General features: G+C 70.0%; 21 protein-coding genes and 2 pseudogenes. 9 read left to right on the forward strand and 14 right to left on the reverse strand.

What is annotated here, in order from left to right; genetic code table 11:
* Positions 1–230: 230 nt before the first annotated feature.
* Positions 231–728: a MarR family transcriptional regulator gene (locus ACFVKT_RS34700; protein ID WP_385739009.1), complete on the reverse strand. Its 498-nt coding sequence runs from the start codon at positions 726–728 to the stop codon at positions 231–233.
* Between the two features lie 97 nt (positions 729–825).
* On the opposite strand from ACFVKT_RS34700, the gene ACFVKT_RS34705 reads away from it, so the two are divergent.
* Positions 826–1,185, forward strand: a complete 360-nt coding sequence (locus tag ACFVKT_RS34705) for an HGxxPAAW family protein (protein WP_385739011.1) — start codon at positions 826–828, stop codon at positions 1,183–1,185.
* Positions 1,186–1,216: 31 nt separating this feature from the next.
* Here the strand turns inward: ACFVKT_RS34705 and ACFVKT_RS34710 are convergent, their stop codons facing one another.
* Positions 1,217–1,747 (reverse strand): GNAT family N-acetyltransferase, encoded by a 531-nt coding sequence (locus tag ACFVKT_RS34710; protein ID WP_385739013.1) that lies wholly within the window; start codon positions 1,745–1,747, stop codon positions 1,217–1,219.
* Positions 1,748–2,159: 412 nt separating this feature from the next.
* Here ACFVKT_RS34710 and ACFVKT_RS34715 point away from each other — a divergent pair, with 412 nt between their 5' ends.
* From ACFVKT_RS34715 to ACFVKT_RS34730, 4 genes are all read left to right on the forward strand, one after another.
* On the forward strand, positions 2,160–2,963 hold the full coding sequence (locus ACFVKT_RS34715) for a response regulator transcription factor (protein WP_385739015.1): 804 nt from the start codon (positions 2,160–2,162) through the stop codon (positions 2,961–2,963).
* An 8-nt stretch (positions 2,964–2,971) separates the two neighbouring features.
* Positions 2,972–4,498 (forward strand): sensor histidine kinase, encoded by a 1,527-nt coding sequence (locus ACFVKT_RS34720; RefSeq protein WP_385739017.1) that lies wholly within the window; start codon positions 2,972–2,974, stop codon positions 4,496–4,498.
* A gap of 74 nt (positions 4,499–4,572) precedes the next feature.
* Positions 4,573–5,802: an acyltransferase family protein gene (locus ACFVKT_RS34725; RefSeq protein ID WP_385739020.1), complete on the forward strand. Its 1,230-nt coding sequence runs from the start codon at positions 4,573–4,575 to the stop codon at positions 5,800–5,802.
* A gap of 51 nt (positions 5,803–5,853) precedes the next feature.
* Complete coding sequence (locus ACFVKT_RS34730) at positions 5,854–7,086, forward strand: protein kinase family protein (protein WP_385739023.1); 1,233 nt, start codon at positions 5,854–5,856, stop codon at positions 7,084–7,086.
* Positions 7,087–7,127: 41 nt separating this feature from the next.
* On the opposite strand, the pseudogene ACFVKT_RS34735 reads toward ACFVKT_RS34730, so the two are convergent.
* The 5 genes and pseudogenes from ACFVKT_RS34735 to kdpF all read right to left on the reverse strand — a co-directional run bounded on the left by ACFVKT_RS34735 (position 7,128) and on the right by kdpF (position 12,559).
* A pseudogene (locus ACFVKT_RS34735) lies at positions 7,128–7,807 on the reverse strand (response regulator).
* A 115-nt stretch (positions 7,808–7,922) separates the two neighbouring features.
* Entirely contained in the window at positions 7,923–8,636 is a 714-nt protein-coding gene (locus tag ACFVKT_RS34740) for a potassium-transporting ATPase subunit C (protein WP_385739026.1), read from the reverse strand.
* A gap of 7 nt (positions 8,637–8,643) precedes the next feature.
* Complete coding sequence (gene kdpB, locus ACFVKT_RS34745; protein ID WP_385739029.1) at positions 8,644–10,740, reverse strand: potassium-transporting ATPase subunit KdpB; 2,097 nt, start codon at positions 10,738–10,740, stop codon at positions 8,644–8,646.
* A gap of 56 nt (positions 10,741–10,796) precedes the next feature.
* Positions 10,797–12,461, reverse strand: a complete 1,665-nt coding sequence (gene kdpA, locus ACFVKT_RS34750) for a potassium-transporting ATPase subunit KdpA (protein ID WP_385739032.1) — start codon at positions 12,459–12,461, stop codon at positions 10,797–10,799.
* A gap of 8 nt (positions 12,462–12,469) precedes the next feature.
* Complete coding sequence (gene kdpF, locus ACFVKT_RS34755) at positions 12,470–12,559, reverse strand: K(+)-transporting ATPase subunit F (protein WP_266456782.1); 90 nt, start codon at positions 12,557–12,559, stop codon at positions 12,470–12,472.
* A 35-nt stretch (positions 12,560–12,594) separates the two neighbouring features.
* Here kdpF and ACFVKT_RS34760 point away from each other — a divergent pair, with 35 nt between their 5' ends.
* Positions 12,595–12,753 (forward strand): hypothetical protein, encoded by a 159-nt coding sequence (locus ACFVKT_RS34760; protein ID WP_385739037.1) that lies wholly within the window; start codon positions 12,595–12,597, stop codon positions 12,751–12,753.
* Between the two features lie 239 nt (positions 12,754–12,992).
* On the opposite strand, the pseudogene ACFVKT_RS34765 reads toward ACFVKT_RS34760, so the two are convergent.
* Positions 12,993–13,330, reverse strand: a pseudogene (locus ACFVKT_RS34765) (amino acid permease); the annotation flags it as partial.
* A 345-nt stretch (positions 13,331–13,675) separates the two neighbouring features.
* On the opposite strand from ACFVKT_RS34765, the gene ACFVKT_RS34770 reads away from it, so the two are divergent.
* Positions 13,676–13,945 carry a hypothetical protein gene (locus ACFVKT_RS34770; protein ID WP_385739040.1) on the forward strand — a complete coding sequence of 90 codons (270 nt, stop codon included), beginning with the start codon at positions 13,676–13,678 and terminating at the stop codon, positions 13,943–13,945.
* 36 nt (positions 13,946–13,981) lie between these two features.
* Positions 13,982–14,473: a peptidylprolyl isomerase gene (locus tag ACFVKT_RS34775; RefSeq protein ID WP_385739043.1), complete on the forward strand. Its 492-nt coding sequence runs from the start codon at positions 13,982–13,984 to the stop codon at positions 14,471–14,473.
* A 271-nt stretch (positions 14,474–14,744) separates the two neighbouring features.
* Here ACFVKT_RS34775 and ACFVKT_RS34780 read toward each other — a convergent pair whose 3' ends face one another.
* The 5 genes from ACFVKT_RS34780 to ACFVKT_RS34800 form a co-directional block, all read right to left on the reverse strand.
* On the reverse strand, positions 14,745–15,323 hold the full coding sequence (locus tag ACFVKT_RS34780; protein ID WP_385739046.1) for a Uma2 family endonuclease: 579 nt from the start codon (positions 15,321–15,323) through the stop codon (positions 14,745–14,747).
* Between the two features lie 59 nt (positions 15,324–15,382).
* Positions 15,383–16,234, reverse strand: a complete 852-nt coding sequence (locus tag ACFVKT_RS34785; protein WP_385739049.1) for a hypothetical protein — start codon at positions 16,232–16,234, stop codon at positions 15,383–15,385.
* A gap of 244 nt (positions 16,235–16,478) precedes the next feature.
* Positions 16,479–16,721, reverse strand: coding sequence for a DUF397 domain-containing protein (locus ACFVKT_RS34790; protein WP_385739196.1), 243 nt, complete (start codon positions 16,719–16,721; stop codon positions 16,479–16,481).
* Positions 16,718–17,533, reverse strand: coding sequence for a helix-turn-helix domain-containing protein (locus ACFVKT_RS34795; protein WP_385739051.1), 816 nt, complete (start codon positions 17,531–17,533; stop codon positions 16,718–16,720). The genes ACFVKT_RS34790 and ACFVKT_RS34795 overlap by 4 nt, the downstream gene beginning before the upstream one ends.
* Positions 17,534–17,659: 126 nt before the next feature.
* Positions 17,660–20,239 (reverse strand): ATP-binding protein, encoded by a 2,580-nt coding sequence (locus tag ACFVKT_RS34800; RefSeq protein WP_385739199.1) that lies wholly within the window; start codon positions 20,237–20,239, stop codon positions 17,660–17,662.
* A gap of 309 nt (positions 20,240–20,548) precedes the next feature.
* Between ACFVKT_RS34800 and ACFVKT_RS34805 the strand changes: the two genes are divergently transcribed.
* The gene (locus ACFVKT_RS34805) at positions 20,549–22,507 is read left to right on the forward strand and encodes an amino acid transporter (protein ID WP_385739054.1); all 1,959 of its coding nucleotides are present in this window, start codon (positions 20,549–20,551) and stop codon (positions 22,505–22,507) included.
* 27 nt (positions 22,508–22,534) lie between these two features.
* On the opposite strand, the gene ACFVKT_RS34810 is transcribed toward ACFVKT_RS34805, so the two are convergent.
* Positions 22,535–25,918, reverse strand: coding sequence for a S8 family peptidase (locus ACFVKT_RS34810; RefSeq protein WP_385739057.1), 3,384 nt, complete (start codon positions 25,916–25,918; stop codon positions 22,535–22,537).
* Positions 25,919–25,981 lie beyond the last annotated feature (63 nt).

The following is a 25,981-nucleotide window of genomic DNA, read 5'->3' on the forward strand; positions in this document are numbered from 1 at the left end:
CAGTGTGACCGGCGCGTGGTACCGGGAGCGGTCAAGGACGCGCCAAGGCGGGGCGGGCTTGGGCAAAGAGTGGGCGGCGAGGTGGACGAGGACGCACCGGCGCGCGAGGGGTCACGCCTCGGCTGACCGGCACCTGAGTGGTCATACCTCGGCCGACCGGCACCTGAGTGGTCGTACCTCGGCCGACCGGCGCCGGGCTGGTCACGCTCAGCTGACCGGCGCCCGAGTCCTCAGGCTTCGGCCTGCGCCCCGCCCTCGCGGATCTCCTCCAGCGAGTCCCGCATCGCGGCCGTCGCGCGGGAGAACCAGTCCGTCAGGACGGCGATCTCGTCCGGGGTGTAGTCGGCGAACAGGGCGCCGATGCGCTCGTAGAACGGGCCGTAGACCTCGAGGATGCGTGCCTGGGCGGACTCCCCCATCACCACGCGCACCCGGCGCCGGTCGCCGGGGTCGGACTGCCGATGTGCGTAGCCGGCCTTCTCCAACCGGTTGAGTACGCCGGTCACCGCCCCGGTGGTGAGGCGGGCCCGGTCGGCGAGGTCACCCGCGGCGAGCGGTTCACCGGCCAGGGCGGCCTCGATGACAAAGCCGAGGCAGGTGAGGTCGGTGGCGTTCACGCCGAGCCGGCCAGCGATGTCCTGCTGCCCGAAATGGGCGAGCGCGATCATCCGGTCCATCGCGTACAGCGCCTGATCGGCCGTCGCCTCGGGGCGCACCTTGCCTTCCACCCGAAAGTCCCCTTAGCATCTAAGTAACTTAGCTAGTAAGATATCTGCTCCGCGGCACACACCGACCGATGAACCATCGCACCCCCGAGGGGCCGACATGAGTGCACATGGCGACCATGACATGGGCCACACCGTCGCCGGCTGGGCCGGCACCGCCCTGGCCACCACAGGAAGCACGGTCCTGGGCGTGGCGTTGGCCGCCGGTTCACCGGCCGGACTGTGGTCGGGCGGAGCCGTCCTCATTCTCGCCGCGCTCACCACCTGGCTGCTGCACCTCGCGGGCTGGGGCAAGGCCGGCGGACCACGCCCCGCCGGCCACACCTGGCGCACCCGCGACACCGCCGCCCGGCGTGGCCACCCCGACTGCCTCGGCTGCCGACTGGCCGGCCGCGGGGCGGGCAGTGCCGCGACCGCCGCACCTCGCATCGACGCGGCACCTGCAGAACAAATGGTCTGACTACTCCTACGCCTCGGTCTCAGGCTCAGGCTCAGGCACCGACGGTGATCCAGAAGCGGTCCTCGTCGGCTGCCTGACCGTCGGGGACACCGCCGTTGGCCCGGATGACCCGGCGTGACGGAGCGTTGTCGACGCCGCAGGTCAGCAGGACGCGGCTGAGGCCCAGACGTCGGCACTCGGCAAGCCCCGCGGCGAGCATCCGCGTGGCGTGGCCCTGTCGGCGCCAGGGTCTGACGACGTGGTAGCCGACATGGCCGCCGACTTCCGCCAGTTCGGGGGTCAGGCTGTGCCGGACGACAAGCGAACCGAGGTAGTGCTCCCCGGAGACGTACCAGAAGAGGGTGGAAGGCACCCCCCAACGGGCCTGCACCCCGCGGCGCTGCGCGACGAAGGCGTCGAAGTCGTCGCCCGCCGGGCCGAGCCACTCCGTGCTCCGTCCTTCCGCCACGCAGTCGGCGCGCTCACCGGCCAGATAGGAGTCCCGCACCTTCACGGTCGGCGGGACGAGGCTCGGTGGTTCCTTCAGAATCCCCGGATCAGCGGTCGGATCAGCAGTCGTCATACGGTTCAGTCTTCACGCAACGCGGCTGACAGGCGAAGAGTTTTCCTCGTACCACACCCGCCCGCCCGTCCACATGGACCTCTCAGCAGTCGTCCCGGGGTCTCCCACACGGCTTGCCTAACGTACGAGGGACCGCGTGGAGCCACGTCTCATCTCTGAGCGGGGTCTCAGTCAGACACGAGGTGGCCTCGGACTCCCTCAGTGGAGGAGTCCGGGGTCTTTCATCGTGGACGGGTCTTTCATTACGGGCGGTCTTCACCACGGGCGGCCTCACGACGGGCGGGCCTTCACCACGGGCGGCCTTCACCACGGGCGGGCCTTCACCCCAGGCGGCCCTCATCATGGGCGCCTCTCAGCCAACCCCCAGCTTTCCCCAAGCCGGCGCTCATGAAGAGGGGGGAGAGTCGACGCCATGTCCGAGCACCCCGAGCCCCACGCCCCCCACAGGCTCCTCGTCGTCGAGGACGAGCCGAGCATCCGAGCCCTGCTGGAGTCCACGCTGCGGCTCAGCGGCTACGCGGTGAGCAGTGCGGAGTCCGGCGGTGCCGCGCTGCTGGAGATCGAGAGGTTCGGCCCCGATCTGGTGCTGCTCGACGTGATGCTGCCGGACCTGGACGGTTTCGAGGTGACCCGCGCGATGCGGGCGGGCGGCAAGAAGACCCCCGTGCTCTTCCTGACCGCGCGCACCGACCTGTCCGACCGGATCGACGGGCTGCGGGCCGGCGGCGACGACTACGTCACCAAGCCCTTCAGCCTCGAAGAGGTGCTGCTGCGGATCCAGGCGATCCTGCGCCGCACCGGCGCCGAGGAAGCGCCCTCCGACGAGGCGGACGAGGACGACGAGAGCATCCTGCTCTTCGCCGACCTGCGGCTCGACGAGCGGGCGTACGAGGTGCACCGCGCGGAGCGGTACGTGCCGCTGTCGCCCACCGAGTTCCATCTGCTCCGCTACCTGATGGAGAACGCCAACCGGGTGCTGACCAGGGCGCAGATCGTGCAGCGCGTCTGGGGGTACGACTTCGCCGGTGACGTCCGCATCGTCGAGACGTACGTGAAGTACCTGCGCAAGAAGATCGACTGCGTCGAGCCGCCGCTGATCCACACGGTGCGCGGGATCGGCTACTCGCTGCGGCTGCCGCGCGACCATGAGCGCGACCAGGCCGTCGGGCAGGCCGCCCCGCCGGCCGGCGAGCGCGCCGAGGCCGCCGAACGGTGAAACGGCCCGTGTCCCTGCGGGGCCGGCTCGTCCTCGGTCTCGCCGTCGTCGCCACCACCGCGGTACTGGCCGCCGAGGTCGCCGGCTTCGTCGTACTGCGGGCCTGGCTGATGGACGGACTCGACGAGCAGCTCGCGCACTTCAGTACGCCCAGGAAGGCGTACCAGGACGCGGTGAGCGAGGAGGGGTTCCCGCGCAGGTTCACCACCCCCGGGGCGCTGCCCTCCGACTTCCGGGTCTACTTCTACGACTCCGACGGCCACCTCCTGAGCGCTTCACTCGGCGACGACAACCAGGCCACCAGGCCCCAACTGGCGTCCACCGTCGACGCCCTCGGGCTGACCGTGGGCCGTCCCGCCACTGTGCCCGCCACCTCGGGCGACACCCGCTGGCGGATCATCCTGCGCGAGGGCCACGACGGCATGAAGACGGTCATCGCGCTGCCCCTCGCCACCATCGACGGTGCCACCTCCAAGATCCTCTACCTGGACGGCACGGTGCTCGCCTTCACGGTCACCGGCGTCGTGCTCTTCGGCCGCTGGGTCGTACGCCTCGGGCTGCTCCCTCTCACCCGCATGGAACGCACCGCCCAGGGCATCACCGACGGCGATCTCGACCTGCGGCTGCCGGACACCGACGCACGCACCGAGACCGGGCGGCTCGGCCGGGTCCTCAACACCATGCTCGAACGGCTCCAGGGCGCCCTGCGCGAGCGCGAGACCTCCGAGGCCAGGCTGCGCCGCTTCGTCGCCGACGCCGGGCACGAGCTGCGTACGCCGCTCACCGCGATCCAGGGCTTCGCCGAGCTGGCGCTCCGCCACGAGCAGCAGTCCGCCGCGGGCCGCCGCGAGGCGAACCGGCTCATCGCCCAGAACGCCGAGCGCATGGGCCTGCTCGTCGACGACCTCCAGCTCCTCGCCAAACTCGACCACGAGCCGTCGTACGGCTGTGAACCCGTCGACCTGCTGTCCCTGGCCGCCGACGCGGTGAGCGCGGCCGCGCTCGGCGACTCCGGCCGCCGGATCGACCTGGAACCGCTGCGTACACAGAAGGAAGCCGAGAGGGACGAGGACGCGGAGGAGCTGGAGCTGGTGGAGGCCATCGGCGACCCGCACCGGCTACGGCAGGTCGTCGAGAACCTGCTGTCCAACGCGCGCACCCACACTCCCCCGGGCACCCCCATCCACGTACGCGTCGGCACCGCCCTGGTCGCCCCGGACACCGGCGGAGCGGACCGGCCGGGGCGCACCAGCGCCTCCCCGGCCCTCGCCCACGGCACCGCGATCGGCGTCCTGGAGATCGCCGACGCCGGTCCGGGACTGGCCCCCGAAGAGGCCCAGCGCGTCTTCGAGCGCTTCTACCGCGTGGACCGCTCCCGGTCCCGCTCGCGCACCCACGACCAGCGCGGAAGCGGGCTCGGGCTCGCCATCGCCGCGGCCATCGCGCAGGGGCACGGGGGCCGTCTTGAGCTGGACACCGCGCCCGGCGAGGGCTGCACGTTCCGGCTGGTGCTACCGGGGCCGGGTCGCGCTTGAGGGTTTTCCGACGTGATTGCAGGGCAGACGCAGTGATTCCGAGACCCCGCGGCAGGTGAAGAGCGATTCTTTTCATGACGAGTGCCACGACGAGCACCCCGACGAGTACGCCGACGAGCGCAGCGAGTGCGACGGCTCCGGCGAGCGGCGGGACCACCGCGGGCCGGGGCTTCCCCTCCGCGGTGCAGCGCGTCGGGCGGGTGAACGGTCTTGACGGGCTGCGCACCCTCGCCGTGGCGACGGTGCTCGTCTACCACGTGCGGCCCGACATACTGCCGGGCGGCTCGGTCGGGGTCGACGTCTTCTTCACCATCAGCGGCTTCGTGATCACCCGCCTGCTGCTCGCCGAGTACGCCCGTACCGGGACCGTCGGCATGTCCGCGTTCTACCGGCGGCGCTGGCGGCGGCTGGTGCCGGCGCTGTTCGCCCTGTGCGCGGTGTGCGCGGTGCTGGCGCTCACCACGTCGCTGCGGAGCTTCGACGGCCACCTGCTCGCCGTCCTGCTGGCGGCGACGTTCCTGATGAACATCGTGCGGGCCGTGCAGCCCGGCGTGTACTCCGACGTGACGGGGCCGCTGGCGCACACCTGGTCGCTGGGGGTGGAGGAACAGTTCTACCTGGTCTGGCCGCCCGTGATGATCCTGCTGCTGAAGCGGCTGCGGGCGCGGACGGTGCTGATCATCACGGCGGTGCTCTGCACCCTGCCGGTGGTCTGGCGGCTCTCCCTGTGGGCCCCGGACGCGGCGCACCGTATCTACAACAGCACCGACACCCGCGCCGACCAGCTGCTCGCCGGAGCCCTGGTGGCCGTGGTGCTGGCCCGGCTGCCCGCCGGCGACCCCCGGCTGGAGCGCCTGCGCGTCTGGGCGGGACGGCTGGCCTGGCCCGCCCTGGCAGCCTTGGCCCTGACCGCCTGGCAGGTGCCGATCACCGGCGGCACGGGCTGGTGGACGCCGGCCTGGTACACCGTCGGTTTCCTCGCGGTGGCGGTGGCGTCGGCCACCCTGGTCGCGGGCCTCGAACTGCGCCCCCGCGGAACGCTGTCCAGACTCCTGTCCCTGCCCCCACTCGCCTGGACGGGCCGCAACCTCAGCTACGGCATGTATCTCTGGCACTACCCCATCGCCCGCGTCCTGGGCCTGCTGGGCGTGGACACCTGGCAGCTCCCCGCCACCGCCGTCCTCACCGTCCTGATGGCCCTGCTCTCGTACTACGCCGTCGAACGCCCCTTCATGCGCCGCGGCCGGAAGCAGCCTGCCGCCGCCACCGCGCAGCCGAGCTCTGTGGCCTCTCCCACCGGGTAACTCCTGAGATGATCAACGGCAGTTCGTCCCGACGACAGGCTGGAGCCGCCGATGCATGCGACCGATTCAGCGCATGCCCGGCGAGTGTCCGCCTACGCGGCGGTGGGAGCACGGCTGTCCCTGCTCAGCGATCGTCGGCTCGGGGATACGGTGTCCGCCGCACCGAGCCTCGGTTACGGTATCGGCGGCAGGTCGGCGGAGCTGGAAGTCGAGGGAACTCGCGTCTTCGTCAAGCGAGTTCCGCTGACGGACCTCGAACTGCGGCCGGAGCACGTCCGCTCGACGGCCAACCTGTTCGAGCTTCCCCTCTTCTACCAGTACGGGGTGGGTTCGGCCGGGTTCGGTGCCTGGCGTGAGCTGGCCGCACACATCCTGACCACGGGCTGGGTGTTGCAGGACGCGTACGCGGGTTTCCCGCTCCTCTACCACTGGCGGATCCTGCCCGACACTCCTCCCGCCGCCTTCGCCGACTTCCTCGGGGGCGTCGAGGGGGCCGTCGCCCACTGGGACGGCTCACCGGCCGTGCGCCGCCGGCTGGAGGCCATCGGAAAGTCCTCCTTCAGCCTGGTTCTCTTCCTGGAGCACGTGCCCCAGACGCTCGCCACATGGCTCGCAGACAACCGCGATGCCGACACCCGCGGTGCCGCAGACCGCGGTGCCGCAGACCGCGATCCCGCAGGCCGCGATGCTGACACCCACGATGCTGACCCTCGCGACGCCGACACCCGCGATGCCGACACCCGCGATGCCGCAGTCCGCGGTGCCGACGCCCGCGATGCCACCGGCCGGGAGCCGGGAGCCGGGTCGCCCTACCGGTGGGTCGAGGACGAGCTGCTGCGGGGGACGGAGTTCATGAGCGCACGCGGACTGGTCCACTTCGACGCGCACTTCGGAAACCTGCTCACCGACGGCCGGCAGGTGTACTTCGCGGACCTCGGCCTCGCGTCGAGCCGCGACTTCGAACTCTCCTCGGAGGAGGGCGCGTTTCTCACCGACCATCTCCTCTACGACCGCAGCTACGCCCCGACCCACCTGCTCCGCCACCACCTGCCCGACGGCATGCGAGGCACCACCGAACCCACAGCCTTCCTGCGCCAATGGACAGAGGGCCACCGCCCCGACGGCGTCCCACCCGACATCGGCGCGATCATCGACCGTCACGCCCCCCACGCAATCCTGCTCGACGACTTCCACCACCGTCTGCTCACCCAGAGCAAACACACCCCGTTCCCCGCAGCGGAGATCCAGCGGGCGCTGGCCGGCACATCAACGCGGGCCGAGTGAGAGCCCGTCGCCGCGCCGGGCTTCACGCAACGCGGCCCCACTCAGCCCTCGAACCGATACCCCATCCCCGGCTCGGTGATCAGATAGCGGGGGTGGGACGGGTCCGGTTCGAGTTTTCGGCGTAGTTGGGCCATGTAGACGCGCAGGTAGTTGGTCTTGTTGCTGTGCGAGGCGCCCCAGACCTCCTGGAGGAGCCGGCGCTGGGTGATGAGCCGGCCCGGGTTGGAGACCAGGATCTCCAGCAGGTGCCACTCGGTCGGGGTGAGGCGGACGTCGTGGCCCGCGCGGCTGGCCCTCTTGGCGAGCAGGTCGACGGTGAACTCGTCCGTGGTGACGAGGACCGTCTCGGGGGCGAGCGGCACGGAGTCGGTGCGGCGGACGGCGGCGCGCAGCCGGGCCAGGAGTTCGTTCATGCTGAACGGTTTGGTGATGTAGTCGTCGGCGCCCGCGTCCAGCGCGGCGACCTTCTCGTCGGAGGAGCGGCGTGCGGACAGCACCAGGATCGGCACCCGGCTCCAGCCGCGCAGCGCCTTGATGACGTCCGTGCCGTCCATGTCGGGCAGCCCCAGGTCCAGTACGACCACGTCGGGCCGGCGGCGGCGAGCCGGAGCGCGGTCGTGCCGTCCGGGGCCGCGTCGACCCCGTACGCGCGCGCCTGCATGTTGATCACGAGCGCCCGTACGAGCTGTGGGTCGTCCTCCACGACCAGCACGCGGGTCATCGGTGGGTGCCTCTCACGTCGTACGCCGGGTCATGACTGCCGTAAGTGGTGCGGGAGTTGGCGGGTCCGGGAGGACTCCCCGGGCGCCAGCTCCCGCGTAACGCCGTCACGTCCATCAGCCCTTGGCCACAAGTTCCTTGAGGGCGATGTTCAGTTCGAGGACGTTCACGGTGGGTTCGCCGATGAAGCCGAGCGTGCGGCCGTCGGTGTGTTCGTCCACGAGCTTCTGCACCTCGGCGACGGGGAGGTTGTTCTTCTCCGCGACGCGGTGCACCTGGATGTCGGCGTACTGCGGGGAGATGTCCGGGTCGAGGCCGGAGCCGGAGGACGTCACCGCGTCGGCGGGTACGTCGGAGGCCTTGACCGTGTAACCGGGCACCGAGTTGTCCTTGATGACCGCGGCCTTCGCCGACTCGACCCAGTAGCAGAGGGTGTTCTCCTCCACCTTGCCCAGCGGCGGGCAGACGCCGTTCACCGCACCGTTGTCACCGGAGCGGTTGGTGGCACCGGACAGGATCAGCTTGTACTGCGTGTTGACCGAGTTCGTCCCCAGACCGTTCTGCGGACGGCCCTGGAACCACTTGAGGTCGGGCTCCGGCGTCGTCTGGCCCTTCTTCAGCGGCAGGTTGTAGGCCTGGCCGATCAGCGAGGAGCCGACGACCTGGCCGTTCTCCTTGATCTCCGAGCCGTTCGCCTTGTTGTTGAACAGGCCCTGGGCGACGCCGGTGATGACGAGCGGGTAGATGACGCCCGTCACCAGCGTCAGGACGAGCAGGGCTCGCAGGCCGGCCCAGAGCAACCGGGCAGTGTTCGTAACCGAGTTGTTCATGACGTGCTCAACCGATTCCGGGGATGAGGGAGATGATCAGGTCGATGATCTTGATGCCGATGAAGGGCGCGACGAGCCCGCCGAGTCCGTAGATCCCGAGGTTGCGGCGGAGCATCCGGTCGGCGCTCACCGGCCGGTACTGCACGCCTCGCAGGGCGAGCGGCACCAGCGCGATGATGATCAGCGCGTTGAAGATGACCGCGGACAGGATCGCCGAGTCGGGCGAGTGCAGGTGCATGATGTTGAGCTTGTCCAGGCCCGGGTAGACCGCGGCGAACAGCGCCGGGATGATCGCGAAGTACTTCGCGACGTCGTTGGCGATGGAGAACGTCGTCAACGCGCCCCGGGTGATCAGGAGTTGCTTGCCGATCTCGACGATCTCGATGAGCTTGGTCGGGTTGGAGTCCAGGTCCACCATGTTCCCGGCCTCCTTGGCGGCCGAGGTACCGGTGTTCATGGCCACGCCCACGTCGGCCTGCGCCAGCGCCGGAGCGTCGTTCGTACCGTCACCGGTCATCGCGACGAGCTTGCCGCCGGCCTGCTCCCGCTTGATGAGCGCCATCTTGTCCTCGGGAGTCGCCTCCGCGAGGAAGTCGTCGACGCCCGCCTCGTCCGCGATCGCCTTGGCCGTCAGCGGGTTGTCGCCCGTGATCATGACGGTCTTGATGCCCATGCGGCGCAGCTCGTCGAACCGCTCGCGCATGCCCTCCTTGACGACGTCCTTGAGGTGGATGACGCCCAGGATCCGGGCTCCCCGGCCGTCCTCGACCGCGACGAGCAGCGGGGTGCCGCCCGCCTCGGAGATCGCGTTGGCCAGCGTGTCCGCGTCCGCGGAGATCTCGCCGTCCCGCTCCCGCACCCAGGCGATGACCGAACCGGCCGCGCCCTTGCGGATCCTGCGCCCGTCGACGTCCACACCCGACATCCGGGTCTGGGCGGTGAAGGCGATCCACTCGGCCCCGGCCAGCTCACCCTGGTGACGCTCGCGCAGCCCGTACTTCTCCTTCGCCAGTACGACGATGGAGCGGCCCTCGGGCGTCTCGTCGGCCAGCGAGGAGAGCTGGGCGGCGTCGGCAACCTCGGCGTCGGTGGTGCCGGTCACCGGCACGAACTCGGAGGCCTGGCGGTTGCCGAGGGTGATGGTGCCGGTCTTGTCGAGGAGCAGGGTCGATACGTCGCCCGCGGCCTCAACCGCCCTGCCGGACATGGCCAGTACGTTCCGCTGCACCAGCCGGTCCATGCCCGCGATACCGATCGCGGAGAGCAGCGCACCGATGGTGGTCGGGATCAGACAGACGAGCAGGGCCACCAGCACGACCATCGTCAGATGCGTACCCGCGTAGTCCGCGAACGGCGGCAGGGTGGCGACGGCGAGCAGGAAGACGATCGTCAGCGAGGCGAGCAGGATGTTCAGCGCGATCTCGTTGGGCGTCTTCTGCCGTGCGGCGCCCTCGACCAGGGCGATCATGCGGTCGATGAAGGTCTCGCCCGGCTTCGTCGTGATCTTGATGACGATCCGGTCGGAGAGAACCTTCGTACCGCCGGTGACGGCGCTGCGGTCGCCGCCGGACTCGCGGATGACGGGCGCCGACTCACCGGTGATGGCCGACTCGTCGACGGAGGCGACACCCTCGACGACGTCACCGTCGCCGGGGATGATGTCGCCCGCCTCACAGACCACCAGGTCGCCGACGCGCAGTTCGGTGCCGGGGACCTGCTCCTCCACCGAGCCGTTCAGGCGCCGGGCGACGGTGTCGGTCTTGGCCTTGCGCAGGGTGTCCGCCTGCGCCTTGCCGCGGCCCTCGGCCACCGCCTCCGCCAGGTTGGCGAAGATCACGGTCAGCCAGAGCCAGGCGCTGATCGCCCAGCCGAACCAGTCGCTCGGGTCCGTGAAGGAGAAGACGGTCGTCAGCACCGAGCCGACGAGCACCACGAACATGACGGGCGACTTGATCATCACCCGCGGGTCCAGCTTGCGGCAGGCGTCGGGCAGTGACCTGAGGAGCTGCTTCGGGTCGAACACCCCCGCACCGACGCGACTTTCGTCCTTGTGGCCGGTCGGCACATCGCTGTGCGGCGCCCGGGTCGGAGTGGCTGTGGACATGGAGTCCTCTTCTTTACGTTCTTTACGTTCTTTACGCGACTTCGCTGTACGGGTGCTCATGACGCCAGCCCCTCGGCCAGCGGACCCAGCGCGAGGGCCGGGAAGTAGGTCAGACCGGTGATGATGAGGATCGCGCCCACCAGGAGACCGGTGAACAGCGGCTTCTCGGTGCGCAGCGTGCCCGCGGTCGCCGGGACCGGCTTCTGCTCGGCGAGCGAACCGGCCAGGGCCAGCACGAACACCATCGGCAGGAAGCGGCCCAGGAGCATGCAGAGTCCGAGGGTGCTGTTGAACCACTGCGTGTCCGCGTTCAGGCCGGCGAAGGCCGAGCCGTTGTTGTTGGCGGCCGAGGTGTAGGCGTACAGGATCTCGGAGAAGCCGTGCGCGCCGGAGTTCGTCATCGAGTTGCCCGGGGTGGGCAGGGCCATCGCCGCGGCGGCGAAGACGAGCACCAGGGCCGGGGTGATGAGGATGTAGCAGGCGGCGAGCTTGATCTCGCGGGTGCCGATCTTCTTGCCCAGGTACTCGGGCGTACGGCCGACCATCAGACCGGCGATGAACACCGCGATGATCGCCATGATCAGCATGCCGTAGAGGCCGGAGCCGGTACCACCGGGTGCGATCTCGCCGAGCTGCATGCCCAGCATGGTGATGCCGCCGCCGAGGCCGGTGAAGGAGGAGTGGAAGGAGTTGACCGCACCCGTCGAGGTCAGCGTGGTCGCCACCGCGAAGATCGAGGAACCGGCGACGCCGAAGCGGGTCTCCTTGCCCTCCATCGCCCCGCCTGCGATCTGGAACGCCGGGCCGTGGTGGGCGAACTCGGTCCAGAACATCAGGGCCGTGAAGCCGACCCAGATGGTGACCATCGTGGCGAGGATCGCGTAACCCTGGCGCAGCGAGCCGACCATCCGGCCGAAGGTCCGGGTGAGCGCGAACGGGATCACCAGGAGCAGGAAGATCTCGAAGAGGTCGGAGAACGGGGAGGGGTTCTCGAAGGGGTGGGCCGAGTTGGCGTTGAAGTAACCGCCGCCGTTGGTGCCCAGCTCCTTGATGGCCTCCTGGGAGGCGACCGCGCCGCCGTTCCACTGCTGCGAGCCGCCCATGAACTGGCCGACCTCGTGGATGCCGGCGAAGTTCTGGATGGCTCCGCACGCGACCAGGACGATCGCGGCGACCACAGAGATGGGCAGCAGGATGCGGATGACTCCGCGCACCATGTCGGCCCAGAAGTTGCCGAGTTCACCGGTACGCGAGCGCGCGAAGCCCCGTACGAGCGCCACGGCGACGGCGATGCCGACCGCCGCGGAGACGAAGTTCTGCACCGCGAGGCCACCGGTCTGCAGGACATGGCCCATGGCCTGCTCGCCGTAGTACGACTGCCAGTTGGTGTTCGACACGAAGGACGCGGCGGTGTTGAACGCCTGGTCCGGATCGATGGAGGAGAAGCCGAGCGAGCCGGGCAGGATGCCCTGGATGCGCTGAAGCAGGTAGAGAAAGAGGACGCCGACGGCCGAGAAGGCGAGGACGCTGCGCAGGTACGCGGGCCAGCGCATCTCGGTGTTCGGGTTGGCGCCGATGCCCTTGTAGATCCACTTCTCGACGCGCCAGTGCTTGTCGGAGGAGTAGACCTTGGCCATGTAGTCGCCGAGGGGACGGTAGGCGAGTGCCAGGGCCGCTATGAGCGCGACCATCTGAAGCACGCCGGCGAGGACGGGTCCCATAACAGTGCTCAGAACCTCTCCGGGAAGACGAGGGCAAGGATCAGATAGCCCAGCAGGGCGACGGCCACGATCAGGCCGACAATGTTCTCGGCGGTCACAGCGACACCCCCTGGCGCCCGGTGGCAAGGAGGAGATGGCCCAGCAGGGCGGCGGGCACCACGAAGCCGACGCCGCCGATGAATACAGCCTCGGCGGTCACAGCTTCGTCACCCCCTTGGCGACGAGGGCCACCAGCGCGAACACCGCGATCGTGGTGACGACGAAGACCACGTCGGCCATCGTGAGCTCCTAGATGAGGTTCGGGGTTGAACGGACTAGTAGAGGAAAGCGCCTCTCTGACCGGATTCGGCCACCGTTGACGGGTCCCATACGGGGGGCGCTACGGCTTTGACGCATCCCTTACGGGGGGGTTTCCGGTGGGGTTTCCGGACGCGGGGCCGGTGCAGCTCTCAGGTGACGCGAGACAGCTCCCAGGGGATCGGTGCGGCTGTCAGGTGACGCGGGACGGCTCCCAGGGGATCGGTGCAGCTTTCAGGTGATCCGGAACCGCAGTCGGCAGATCACCGCGTCCGTCTCCTTCCGCACGGCGTGGGCGACGACAGCGCCCCGCTGGTTCTGCAGCAGCCGCTGCCACAGCCGGTCGGGCTCGACCTCCGGGATCAGCACGGTGACCCTGGTGCCGGGCTCGTCGGCGGCGATACGGGACACGTACGACGCTATGGGGCGGCCCAGGGCCCGGCGCTCGGAGGCGAGCCGAACGAGTGGGACCCCGGGCTCCACTCCTCCCAGGCGCGCTCCAGGGCCGCGACCTGGGCACGGTCCTCGGGATCGGGGTGGCAGACGGTGACGGCGCGCACCTCGTCGCCGAGGGGCACGTACTCCTTCATTCACGGCACGGGCTGATGGCACGTTCGTTCACGGCACGGGCTGATGGCACGAAAAGGCGCCGCGCACGCGGGGAGGCGGTGCGCGGCTCGATCAGGTTCGGCCCATGTCCGGTCCCGTACGGACACCGCTAGCGCGTTCTTCACGCGCGGCCCCCGGACCTTGTCGCGTCCTTATCCGGCTGCCTGTCACCGCCGCGGGCGGCGCTCTGGGCCGCGCTCGGCGTACTGCTGTTCCTCGTCCTCTGCCCGAGCCGGGTCGCGGCCGGAGAGGGCTGGCTCTCCACCCGCGGACTACTGGTCACCCGGCGGGTACGAACGGACCCCCTGGTGTCGGTGCGCTGCCTGGACGGCGTCGCCCAACGCCTCACCCTGCGCGACACCTCCGGCGCCTCGGTCGAGATCGACCCCCGCGTCCTGGTAACCAACCCCCCGCTCTGGCACCGCCTCGACGAGGACGCCCGCCTCTCCGCCCTGCGCGGCTCCCTCACCTGCGGGGCGACGGCACTGCGCCGCGTGTCGGAGCGGATCGACCGGGAGACGGCGCTGACCGTGTTCAAGATCTCAGGGCTGGACCAGAGGGCTTTCCCGGGGCCGTAGGTAATCAGCACACATGGGAAATGCCAGACTGAAGGCATGACTACCAAGGTTTACTTCGACATCACCATCGGCAACGAGCCTGCGGGGCGGATCGTCTTCGATCTGTACGACGACGTTGTCCCCAAGACCGCGGAGAACTTCCGCGCCCTGGCCACCGGCGAGAAGGGCTACGGCTACGCCGGTTCCAAGTTCCACCGGATCATCCCCCAGTTCATGCTCCAGGGCGGTGACTTCACCCGGGGTGACGGCACCGGCGGCAAGAGCATCTACGGCGAGAAGTTCGCCGACGAGAACTTCCAGCTCAAGCACACCAAGCCCGGCCTGCTATCGATGGCCAACGCGGGACCGAACACCAACGGCTCGCAGTTCTTCATCACCACGATCGTGACGGACTGGCTGGACGGCAAGCACGTGGTCTTCGGCGAGGTCACCGAGGGCCTCGACCTCGTGAAGAAGATCGAGGGCCTCGGCAGCCGCAGCGGCACGCCGAGCACCAGCGTCGTCATCGAGAGCAGCGGGGTTCTCTAGCACCTGCTGTCCTGATCGGCGCTGACCGGCTACTGCGTTGTCACCGTCATCCGACTCCGGCAGGCGGAGGAAACGGCGAGGCCCCGCCTTCTGACTGAAGGCGGGGCTCGCCGGACCGGTACGGGCCATGGGGCCGGTGGTACGTCCTGTTCCACCGCCGGCCGGGCAGCTGGGAGAGTCCCGGCGGTTCGAACCGGTCCAGGCGTTCGTGCCCGGGAGGAGGGATGAGGTAGCGGGCCGAGGTGCACCGGCGCCGCCCTGCTCTGGCGGTTCAGTCGGCGAAGTCCTTGAGCTTGTCCGTCTCCAGCGTGATCCCAACCGGATCCGGCAACTCGATCACCGATCCGAACGCCCGGGTGGTGAGCGAGCGGTAGGTGCCACCTTCGGGGTCGGCGTGCACGGTCACGCTGTCCGTGTCCCGGTCGACGAGGAGATAGACCGGGATGCCCGCGGCCGAGTAGCCCTCTGGCTTCTCGATCCGGTCACGCTGGTCCGCGTCCCGGTCGTGGGAGGTGACCTCGACAACCATCAGGACGCCATTGGGCTCGGCCCATTCGCCTTTCCCCACGAAGTACCCCTCAGGCACCAAAGCCCCATCCGGCCTGGCTCGCCCTTTGCGGTACCCCTCGACCTTCAACCCTTGCTCCGGATAGAGCTCCAGCTCTGGCCGCAGCTGCATACAGCGCTTGAGCAGCCACATCACGATCGATCCGTGATTGCCGTCCGGCATGGGCTTGACCCCGATCTTTCCGTTCAGGAACTCCAGCCGCGCCGACTCCGGCGCGTGACGGGCGAGCTCCTCGAACTCCTCGACGAGCATCTGGGGCCGGTCGGATGTCATGGGGGTCATGGCGTCGCCTCCTCCCCTCCATCCTGCCCCGGTTACGGGCGGACCGTGCTGCAAGGTCGTCATGCGCCTGCTCCCTTCTCCGTACGTGCCCCGTCGCGCAGGGCAGCCCGCAGCCGCCCCACATGGGCGTGAACCCGGTCCGCCGGGAGGGCGGGCCGTCCTCCCCAGCAGCCCCCGCACAACCCGCCCGGCATCCCACCGTCCCCGCCCGGCTCACCGCACGCTGTGCAGACGACCTCGTAACGGACCGTCCGCGGCTGCGGCTCGGGCGGCGGCAGCTTGGCGAGGAGCCGGGCCCGTACAAAGCCGTAGGCGTGCGCCACCCGCTCCGGGAGCCCCGCCGTCACCGCCTGCACGAGCTGGGCCTCACCAGCGCCCCGCGCGAACCATTCGGCCGCCTGCTCCTCCAGCGCGCCGCACTCCCCCGCCGAGAGCGTGAGCCGGGGATCGATGCGGCTGAGCCGGGCCAGTACGCCGTACGCAGCCGAGCGGGCCGCCTCCGACGACGGCGGCTGCGTGACCGGCGCCTCCCCGGCGAGGAGGGCGTTCCACCATGTGTCGTCTCGCGCGGTCCGCGAGAAGAAGGTGTGCCATACCCAGCGGGGGCAGCCATCGACGGTGACGGGACGGCGTACGCGACGCAGATGCCCCGCCGCGGAGAGGTTGTTGAGGGCGGTGCCGATGGCGCACTGGCCGTACGGCAGGTGCTTGGCCAGGGTCTTGATGGAGAGGTCCGACTCGTCGTCCAGCCGGTCCAGGTAGGTGGCGATGGACGCCTCACGCACGGGCAGATGTGCGAAGTCCCGGCCGGTACGGGGCTCTTGGTCGGGCGCCGACCTCTTTCCGTACCCCGGATTGGCCATCGGGTGGGCGTGCGGGCGCGGGGCGGCATTAAGCTGGGCGGTAGCCATGGATCGACTTGTCCTCGATCTAGTTGGTCAGACCCCCGCGTGGTGCGCTAACACCCACGGGGGTCATTTCTTTCGGCGCACGCTACACGCTCGCCACGCTCCGCCGCGACCCGATCACGAAAAGTCATCTCCCCTGGCCCGGGCGCCACTTGGGCCCGCCACGAAGGGGCGCAAGGGGAGGGTGGGCGGGTTGAGCAACCCACCCATTCCTTGCAAAAGGGTCTCGAATCCCGACTCCCGAAGCTCAAGTCCCGACGTGCGCGACGAACTCCGCCCACGCGGAGGCGGGGACGGTCAACTCGGGGCCGTCGCCGATCGGGTTGAGCTTCGAGTCCCGGATGTGGACGGCGCCGGGACGGAGGGCGACCTCGACGCAGGCACCGCCCTCAGTACCGCTGTAACTCGACTTGAACCAGGCGACCTCGACGCAGTTGCCGCCCTCGGTGCCGCTGTAGCTCGACTTGAACCAGGCGAGTTCGGTGTTCACCACTCGTCAGCCACCTTTCCGATGAACCGTGCCGACTCCTCCGTGCTGAGGGCTTGCGTCCGGATCATGCCAAAGCGCTGGGTCAGATTGCTGAGATCCGCCGAACCGGCGTGCAGCACACTGACCGCCTGCCCTTCCTCGTACGCGTAGTGCTCGCGGTCGGGCGTCTCGATCAACACCATGGGACCGTTGAGTCCGGCATGGGCGCCCCGGTCGGTCGGCAGCACCTGAACGGAGACATTGCGCAACCGCCCTGCTTCCAGCAACCGTTGACACTGCTCCCGCATCGTCGCCGCTCCTCCCACGGGGCGCCGCAACGCGATCTCCTCGAAGACGAAGCCGAAGTACGCCGTCGGCCTGCGAATCAGCAGGTGCTGCCGCTCCAGCCTGGCGGCCACCCGGCTCTCGATCGTCTCGTCGTCCAGCGGCGGAAAGTGGGCACTGAGCAGCGACCGCACATACGCCTCGGTCGGCAACAGCCCGGGGACCAGCAACGTCTCGTACCACTGCAAGGCGATCGCGCTCGCCTCACAGTCCATGAAGTCCTGCGTACGCGGCGGGAACTTCTCCGGCTCCAAGTACTGCGCCGCCGCCTTCAACTTCCCCCGTGCGCCGAAGAGTTCGTCCCCGATCGCCAGCAGCCGGGTCGTCGGCCTGCGCGCCCCCAGCTCGAACGAACCGATGGTGTCCGGCGCGTAGTTGGTCGCCGCTCCGGCCTCCTCACGACTGACTCCCGCCTCCTGCCGCCACATCTTGAACTGATGGCCGCAGTACCTCCACGCGATCGGCGGCTGCTCGCTCAAGGACCCCACCCCCACCTGCGCACACCACGCTGTGTGCATCAACGGTTACTTAGAGGCTACGGCAGGTCACTGGCATCCCACGGGGGAACGGTTCGATCGCGCCCACCGATATCGGGGCCGAGCCGGGTGCCGGTATCACCCCAGCGCCCGGTGCTCCCGGTGCGCCACCTCCCACCCCACCACCTGCCCCCGCTCCGCGAACGGCAGCGAAAGCACCATCGTCAGCCCCCCGCCCGGGGTGTCCTCCGGGACCAGGGTGCCGTCCATCGCCTCCGCCAGCCCCCGGGACAGGGCGAGACCCAGCCCGAGCCCGGTCGTGTTGTCCGTGTCGCCCAGCCGCTGGAAGGGCTCGAAGAGGCGGTCGCGGCCGGTGGGCGGCAGACCCGGCCCACGGTCGATCACCCTGACCTCGACGCGGCCCGCGTGGGCGCTGGCGGTGAGGAGGACCTTGCGGCCGGCCGGGCTGTGCCGGGCGGCGTTGCCGACCAGGTTGGCGATCACGCGCTCCAGGAGCGGCGGGTCGGCCAGTACCGCCGGGATCTCCTCCAGGTCCTGTATCTCGACGGCTCCGGGGGCGTCGGAGAGGGCGGCGGGCAGGACCTCCTCCAGCGCGGTCGCGCGCAGGTTGAGGGTGAGGACGCCGGCCTGGAGGCGGCTGAGGTCGAGAAGGTTCTCCACCAGCCGGTTCAGTTTGGCCATCGACTCATCCGCAGTGGCGAGCAGTTCGTCCCGGTCCTCGGTGGAGAACTCCACGTCACGGCTGCGCAGCGAGGCGACGGCGGCCCACCCGGCGGCGAGCGGGGTGCGCAGGTCGTGACCGACCGCCCGCAGCAGCGCCGTACGCATCCGGTCGGCCGCTCTGACCGGTTCGACCTCGGCGGCGGCCTCCGCGAGACGGGCCCGGTCGACGGCGGAGCCGACGTGCGCGGCGAACGCGGCGAGGACCCGCCGCTCGGAGGAGGGCAGCGTACGGCCGTACAGGACGAGCCAGGTCCCGGGGCCGATGGGCACGGAGGTCACACCGGAGCCGGAACCCGAGTGAGCGTCGGAGTCGGAGTCGGGCGGTTCCTCGACCAGTTCCGCCGAGTCCATGCCGAAGGTCTCCCTCGTACGTTCAAGCAGCGCCGGAATCGTCGCCCCGCCCCGCACGATCGTGCCGGCGAGGGACGACATGGTCTCCGCCTCGGCGGTGGCGCGGGCGCTGCGTCTGGACAGCCGTAGCGACCGGTCAACGACTGCGGCCACCGTGGCGGCGACGATCGCGAAGACCGCCAACGCGAGCATGGCGTTCGGATCGCTCAGGGTGGTGAACTGCCCTATGGGCGGGATGAACCAGTAGTTGAGCAGCAACGACGCCGTGATGGAGGCGATCACCGCCGAGGTGACACCGCCTATGCAGGCCACGCCCACCACGGTGAGCAGGAACAGCAGCGCCTCGCTGGTCAGGTTGACCGTGCCGCGCACCTGGGCGAGGACGAGGGTGAGCAGCACCGGCAGCACAAGACCGGCCACCGGCCCGGCGACGAGCCGCGCCGTCGGCAGCGTACGGCGGCGCGACGGCAGCAGCGTGCCGCGCCCGGCGCGCTCGTGCGTGACCATGTGGATGTCGATGTCGCGGGACAGCTCCACCACCGTCTCGCCGGTGCCGCGCCCGTTGACGAAACGTTCGAGACGCCCGCGGCGGCTGGTGCCGAGGACGAGCTGGGTGGCGTTCTCGGCGCGCGCGAAGTCGACGAGCGCGGTGGCGACGTCGTCGCCGACCACCGAGTGGTAGCTGCCGCCGAGGCCCTCGACGAGCCGCCGCTGCCGGGCGAGCGCGGCGTGCGAGGTCCCGGCGGCGAGCCCGTCGCTGCGGTTCACATGCACGGCGAGCAGATCACCGCCCGCGGACCGGTCGGCGATGCGGGCGGCCCGCCGGATCAGGGTGTCACCCTCGGGCCCGCCGGTCAGCGCGACCACCACGCGCTCCCGCGTCTCCCAGACCCGGCCGATCCCGTGCTCGGAGCGGTAGGACTGCAGTGCCTCGTCGACCCGGTCGGCCACCCACAGCAGGGCGAGCTGGCGCAGGGCGGTCAGATTGCCGGGCCGGAAGTAGTTGGCGAGGGCCGCGTCGACCTTCTCGGGGGCGTAGATGTTTCCGTGCGCCATCCGGCGGCGCAGCCCCTCGGGCGGGATGTCCACCAGCTCGATCTGCTGCGCCCGCCGGACGACCTCGTCGGGCACCGTCTCGCGCTGCGGCACCCGCGTAATCTTCTCGACCACGTCGTTGAGGGACTCCAGGTGCTGGATGTTGAGCGCCGTGACGACGTCGATCCTGGCGGCGAGCAGTTCCTCGATGTCCTGCCAGCGCTTGGCGTTGCGTCCGTCGCCGGGAACGTTGCTGTGCGCGAACTCGTCCACGATCGCGACCTGCGGCCGCCGCGCGAGGACCCCGGCGAGGTCCATCTCCGTGAACGCGGCGCCCCGGTAGTCGCAGCGGACGGCCGCCAGCACTTCGAGCCCGTCGAGCATGGCCTCGGTCCGCGGACGCCCGTGGCACTCCGCGAACCCCACCACCACATCGGCTCCGCGTGCGGCCCTGCGCCGCCCCTCGTCGAGCATGCGGTAGGTCTTGCCCACTCCCGGGGCGGCCCCGAGGTAGACCTTCAGCCGACCCGGCCGTACGTCTCCATCCGCCGTACGTCCTTCGTCCGCAGTACGCCATACGTCACCCATCCGCCGTACGTCCTTCGCCCGCGGTACGCCATACGTCATTCACCCCTGCAAGCCAAGCGCGCGGCCACCCGCCGTGTAGCGATCTTGACGCCTCCCTTGCGCCGCTCACGAGGAAGTTGACACCGCCTTGACGAGCGGCGGTCCGGCACGGGCAGACCCGGGCCGGCGCCAACAGGCGGTGACGGCCGGGAGACGTTCCTCTCAACATGCGGGAGCCCCTGGGCCTGTGGATCACTGGTTGCATACGCTGGCCCGGCCGTCCGTGTCATGGCCGGAAACCCCACTGGGCAGCACGTCAGGAGCACACCGATGGCCACCACCGACAAGGACGCCCGTGCGAGCCGTCTGCGGACGTGGATGCTCCAGGGCCTCTCCGAGATGGCCAAGACCCCGCAGCCGGGCCCGCACACCCCGCCCAGCACCCCCGCGCACGAGGGTCAGCGCTGGTGGCGGGTGATGTGTCTGACCGGCGTCGACTACTTCTCCACGCTGGGCTACCAGCCGGGCATCGCGGCGCTGGCGGCCGGTCTGCTCTCCCCGGTGGCCACCATCGTGCTGGTGATCGTCACCCTCGCGGGCGCACTCCCCGTCTACCGCCGGGTGGCCGAGGAGAGCCCGCACGGCCAGGGGTCGATCGCGATGCTGGAGCGCCTGCTGACGTTCTGGAAGGGCAAGCTGTTCGTCCTCACCCTGCTCGGTTTCGCCGCCACCGACTTCCTGATCACCATCACCCTGTCGGCGGCGGACGCCTCCACCCACCTGGTGGAGAACCCGCACCTCACCGAGACCCTGCACGACAAGCAGCTGATCATCACCCTCATCCTGGTCGCCCTCCTCGGCGCGGTGTTCCTCAAGGGCTTCCTGGAGGCGATCGGCGTCGCGGTCGTCCTGGTGGGCATCTATCTGGGGCTCAACGTCGTGGTCACGATCGTGGGCCTCTGGCATGTGATCACCAAGGGCCATGTCATCACCGACTGGTCCACCGCCCTGACCGCCGAACACGGCAACGTCTTCGCGATGATCGGCGTGGCCCTGCTGGTCTTCCCCAAGCTGGCCCTCGGCCTCTCCGGCTTCGAGACGGGCGTGGCGGTCATGCCGCACGTCGAGGGCAAGGAGGGCGACACCGAGGAGAAGCCGGCAGGCCGCATCCGGGGCACGAAGAAGCTGCTCACGGTCGCCGCCGTGATCATGAGTGTGTTCCTGATCGCGACCAGCTTCATCACCACGCTGCTCATCCCGGAGAAGGAGTTCGAGTCGGGCGGCGACGCCAACGGCCGCGCGCTCGCCTATCTGGCGCACGAGTACCTCGGCAACGCCTTCGGCACGGTCTACGACGTCTCCACGATCGCCATCCTGTGGTTCGCCGGCGCCTCCGCCATGGCCGGCCTGCTCAACCTCATGCCGCGCTACCTCCCCCGCTATGGCATGGCCCCGCACTGGGCGCGCGCGGTCCGCCCCATGGTGATCGTCTTCACCCTGGTCGCGTTCCTGGTGACCTGGATCTTCGACGCCGACGTCGACGCGCAGGGCGGCGCGTACGCCACCGGTGTCCTCGTCCTCATCAGCTCCGCCGCCGTCGCAGTCACCATCGCCGCGCGCAAGGCGGGCCAGCGCAACTGGACCATCGCCTTCGGTGTCATCTCGGCGGTCTTCCTCTACACGACCGTCGTGAACGTCATCGAGCGTCCCGACGGCGTCAAGATCGGCGCCTGCTTCATCGCCGCGATCATCCTCGTCTCGCTCCTGTCCCGGCTCGCCCGCGCCTTCGAACTGCGCGTCACCAGCCTGACCATGGACCCCATGGCGGATCGTTTCGTCAGGGACATCGCGAGCCGCCGGGCCCGCTTCATCGCCAACGAGCCCGACAACCGCGACATCACCGAGTACCGCGAGAAGATCGAGCAGATCCGCGCCGACAACGACGTACCCAGCCAGGAGGACTTCGTCTTCGTCGAGGTCACCGTCCTGGACGCCTCGGAGTTCGAGACGGGTCTGACCGTACGCGGCGAGGTCATGCACGGCCGCTACCGCGTCCTGACCCTGGAGTCCTCCTCCATCCCCAACGCCCTCGCGGCCCTCCTCCTGTACGTCCGCGACTCCACCGGCCAGACCCCGCACATCTACTTCGAGTGGACCGAGGGCAACCCCTTCACCAATTTCCTCCGCTTCTTCCTCTTCGGTCAGGGCGAGGTGGCCCCGGTGACCCGCGAGGTGCTCCGCGAGGCGGAACCCGACCGGGCACGCCGCCCCCGGGTGCACGTCGGTTAACGCCGACGTGCACCCAACAGGGGGCTGCTACTTGGTCGTGCGATAGGCCCGGTACACCGTCTGTTCCAGGGTGTTGCCGTCGGCGTCGGTGAGGGTGGCGCGGAGCGAGACCGTGCCGGCCTTGGCGGGGTGGCGCAGTTTCAGCAGCTTGCCGTCCACGGCCTTGGCGGTCTTCCAGGTCCTGCCGTTGTCGTAGGACACCTTGAAGGCGAGCTTGCGGACGGTGGAGGCCTTGGCCGCGCCTTCGATCCTGAACGGTACGGCGAAGCTCGCGCCGGCCTTGGCCGTACTGGCAGTCGACAGCTTCGGCGTGAAGCGGACCACCGACAGCGGCAGCCGCACGGCGGTGTCCCCGGCGACGTGCGAGGAGGCGAAGGTCCACGCGGCGGTGACCCGGCTGCTGACCGCGCTCTGGGCCGTCGCCCGGGAGACGTCGGTGGTGAGCCGGTAGGTGTGCTTCCCGGCGGGGAGCGTGTGGACGTCGCCGTTCAGCGGCGAGCTCTCGGCGAAGACCTTCGTGCCGTCGGCGTAGAGCCCGCTCGTAGCCTTGGTGTACGCGGACTCGCCCAGATGGCCCGCGCCGTCGGAGAACAGCGGCAGGTACGCCGCGAACTCGTCGCCGCTGCGGAGTGCGCCGGGGCTTTCGTATCCGGGGGTGAGGGTGCCGGCGGGGAGGGACGGGCCGAAGACGCCGATATTGAACCGCTCGGTGTACTCCCTGCCCGCCGCGTACGCCTTGGGCGAGGCGGACTGGCTGCTCTCGTACACCGGTTCGCCGTCCGCGCCCGGGGCGCCCGACTGGGAAACCGAGTAATGCCACTTGACGCCGTTGGGGAGTACGTATTCGGTGCCGGTCAGCGGCAGACGGCCGCCTTCGCCCGGGCTCAGGTCGAACCAGGAGCCGGTGGGCAGCAGAGGCGCGGCGACGACACTCGCGGTCTTCCCATTGGCGGGCGCGCCGATGACGACATTGACCTTGGCGAGCTGTGAGCGCCGGATGTTCTGGGTGAAGCCCGCCAGGTCGCCGGTACGGTTCCAGGCCGGCCGGTAGTTCACGCTCCCGTGCTTCCAGGTCCCGGTGTACTGCGCGAGCGCCTCCCCGGCGGGCACGCGCGCGCCGAACTGGCCGAAGCGCAGGTCCTTGAAGCTGTCGGCGAGGTAGGTGGTGGCGTAGGAGTTGTCGGCGTTGACGCTGTTGTGGAAGGTGACCATGGCGTCGGTGTTCTTCGCCGCGGCGTCCGGCACGGTGATCCGTACGGGCTTGGCCTTGCGGGCGTCCATGACCAGGGTGGTGTCCTTGGCCAGCGTGAACTTCGGGTTCAGCAGGACGGCGTACCCGTCACCGCCGGTGACGATCCGGCCGTCCAGGCTGTAACGCCCCTTGGGCAGCCGCACGGTGACCTGACCGTCGGTCCGGTCGGAGACGTCCTGCCAGACGGTGTTGTCCAGGCCGTAGATCCCGGTCTCCGAGTCGCCGGTCGCCTTCCCCTTCAGGTCGAGATGCTTGATCGTCAGGTTGTACGACTCGACCTCACGGTTGATGCCGATGGCGGTCCGCGCGGTGGTGGGCGCCCCCTCGGCGTTGGCCTTTCCGTCGGCGGTGGTGGTGCCGTCGGCAGGGGAGACGGAGGTCGCGGTGACCGCGCCGGCGAAGGTGCCGTCGATCGTGCCCGCGCTGCTGTCGGCGGTGACGGTGGCGGACGCCTTGCCGCCCGCGGGGACGGTGAGCCGCTTAGGCGAGACCTCGAACGTGCCGTCGGCGGCGGGCTTGCCGTCCACGCCGTAGGCCTCGGTGGCCAGGTCCAGGGTGAGCGGCCGGTCGCTCACGTTGCGGTAGCTGACCTCCTTGCTCACCGGCCGGTCGTCGGTGTGCGGGTACTGCTGGGTACCGAAGCCGAGCGAGGTGGGACTGCTGGTGAGCTGCTGGGTGATCGCCTTGGCGACATCTGTGCGGCCGGTGCCCTGCGTATACGCGGAGACTCCGGCGAGGGGCTTCGCGGAGGCGGTGAGGGCGGCCTTGATCTGCTCGCCGGTCCAGTCGGGGTGCTCCTGCGCGAGGATCGCGGCGGCGCCGCTGACGTGCGGGGTCGCCATCGACGTACCACTCATCGACACATAGCCGTCGGCGGCCGGATCCCCGTCCGTGCCCTGCGCCGCGTGCGCGGCGACGATGTCCACGCCGGGGGCGGTGATGTCGGGCTTGAGGGAGCCGTCGGCGGTGGGGCCGCGGCTGGAGAAGTCGGCTGTGGCGTCCTCCCGGTCCACCGCGCCGACGGTGAGCGCGGCGGCGGCGCTGCCGGGCGAGCCGATCGTGCCCTCGTCGGGGCCGTCGTTGCCGGCGGCTATGACGAAGAGGGTGCCGGAGCCGGCCGACAGGTCGTTCACGGCCTGTTCGAGGGTGTCGATGCCGGCGGTGTCCGGGCCGCCCAGGCTGAGGTTCACCACCTTGGCGCCCTCGGCGACGGCCCACTGCATACCGGCGACGATGCCGGACTCGTAGCCCGAGCCGGAGTCGTCGAGCACCTTGCCGACGAGCAGCCGGGCACCGGGCGCGACACCCTTGTACGTGCCGCCCGACTTGGCACCGGAGCCCGCGATCGTCGAGGCCACATGCGTGCCGTGGCCCACGCGGTCCACGGTGTCCGTGGCGTCGGAGAAGTTCTTCTGCGCGTCGATACGGTCCGTCAGGTCCGGGTGCGTCGCGTCCACTCCGGTGTCAAGGACGGCGACCTTGACGCCCTTGCCGTCGTACCCGGCCTGCCAGGCCTCGGGGGCGCCGATCTGCGCCACGCTCCTGTCCAGGGCGGCCTCGACCCGGCCGTCGAGCCGGATCGACGCGACCTTCGCCGAACTGGCGGCGGCGGCCGAACCCCGCGCCGCGCCGCTGCCGGTGAGGGTCTGCCAGAGTGCGGCGCCCCGGGACTTGCGGGCCCGCAGGGCGTCGCCGTTGACGCTGGGCAGGTCCCGGCGGACGGTGGCCCCGGACGCGGAAAAGGTGCTCGCCGTGAGGGACTTGCCCTTGTCGTACGTGACGATCAGCGGCAGGTCCGCGCGGGCCGCGTCGTCGTAGCGCGACGCCACCAGTTCCGTCACGTCGAACAGCCGGCGGTCCGCCGTGCCGTTCGCGATCAGCGCGTCGGCGTCGCGCGGCACGACGTAGGCGTGGCCGCCGGCCTGCTCGACACGGAAAGCCGTCCCCTCGCGGCCTTCGGCGGCCGTGACGCGGGTGACCTTTCCGGTGGCGTCCAGGGTGACCCGGTCGCCGGTGACGAGCGTGACCGTCTTCGCACCGCCATCGACGGCCGGCGAGTCATGGCCCGGACCGGCGGCTTCAGGCAGCGCCTGCGCTCCGCCGGCCGTACCGGTCAGCAGTCCGGCGGCGAGAACGACGGCCGCCAGCGGGGCGACCACGACCGCTCGTTTCCTGTGCTTGCTCAACACGTGCCTTTCAGTTCGGAGTTGATCGAGGGCGGT

Origin of the sequence: Streptomyces sp. NPDC127595, from assembly GCF_042671685.1 — a bacterium.
GTDB lineage: Bacteria > Actinomycetota > Actinomycetes > Streptomycetales > Streptomycetaceae > Streptomyces.

What these genes read in the sequence shown, in the direction of transcription:
- ACFVKT_RS34705 (WP_385739011.1), top strand. Translation starts at nt 826, where the DNA reads ATGAGTGCACATGGCGACCATGACATGGGCCACACCGTCGCCGGCTGG.
- ACFVKT_RS34710 (WP_385739013.1), bottom strand. Translation starts at nt 1,747, where the DNA reads ATGACGACTGCTGATCCGACCGCTGATCCGGGGATTCTGAAGGAACCA.
- ACFVKT_RS34715 (WP_385739015.1), top strand. Translation starts at nt 2,160, where the DNA reads ATGTCCGAGCACCCCGAGCCCCACGCCCCCCACAGGCTCCTCGTCGTC.
- ACFVKT_RS34725 (WP_385739020.1), top strand. Translation starts at nt 4,573, where the DNA reads ATGACGAGTGCCACGACGAGCACCCCGACGAGTACGCCGACGAGCGCA.
- ACFVKT_RS34730 (WP_385739023.1), top strand. Translation starts at nt 5,854, where the DNA reads ATGCATGCGACCGATTCAGCGCATGCCCGGCGAGTGTCCGCCTACGCG.
- ACFVKT_RS34740 (WP_385739026.1), bottom strand. Translation starts at nt 8,636, where the DNA reads ATGAACAACTCGGTTACGAACACTGCCCGGTTGCTCTGGGCCGGCCTG.
- kdpB (WP_385739029.1), bottom strand. Translation starts at nt 10,740, where the DNA reads ATGTCCACAGCCACTCCGACCCGGGCGCCGCACAGCGATGTGCCGACC.
- kdpA (WP_385739032.1), bottom strand. Translation starts at nt 12,461, where the DNA reads ATGGGACCCGTCCTCGCCGGCGTGCTTCAGATGGTCGCGCTCATAGCG.
- ACFVKT_RS34760 (WP_385739037.1), top strand. Translation starts at nt 12,595, where the DNA reads ATGGCCCAGCAGGGCGGCGGGCACCACGAAGCCGACGCCGCCGATGAA.
- ACFVKT_RS34775 (WP_385739043.1), top strand. Translation starts at nt 13,982, where the DNA reads ATGACTACCAAGGTTTACTTCGACATCACCATCGGCAACGAGCCTGCG.
- ACFVKT_RS34780 (WP_385739046.1), bottom strand. Translation starts at nt 15,323, where the DNA reads ATGACCCCCATGACATCCGACCGGCCCCAGATGCTCGTCGAGGAGTTC.
- ACFVKT_RS34785 (WP_385739049.1), bottom strand. Translation starts at nt 16,234, where the DNA reads ATGGCTACCGCCCAGCTTAATGCCGCCCCGCGCCCGCACGCCCACCCG.
- ACFVKT_RS34800 (WP_385739199.1), bottom strand. Translation starts at nt 20,239, where the DNA reads ATGGGTGACGTATGGCGTACTGCGGACGAAGGACGTACGGCGGATGGA.
- ACFVKT_RS34805 (WP_385739054.1), top strand. Translation starts at nt 20,549, where the DNA reads ATGGCCACCACCGACAAGGACGCCCGTGCGAGCCGTCTGCGGACGTGG.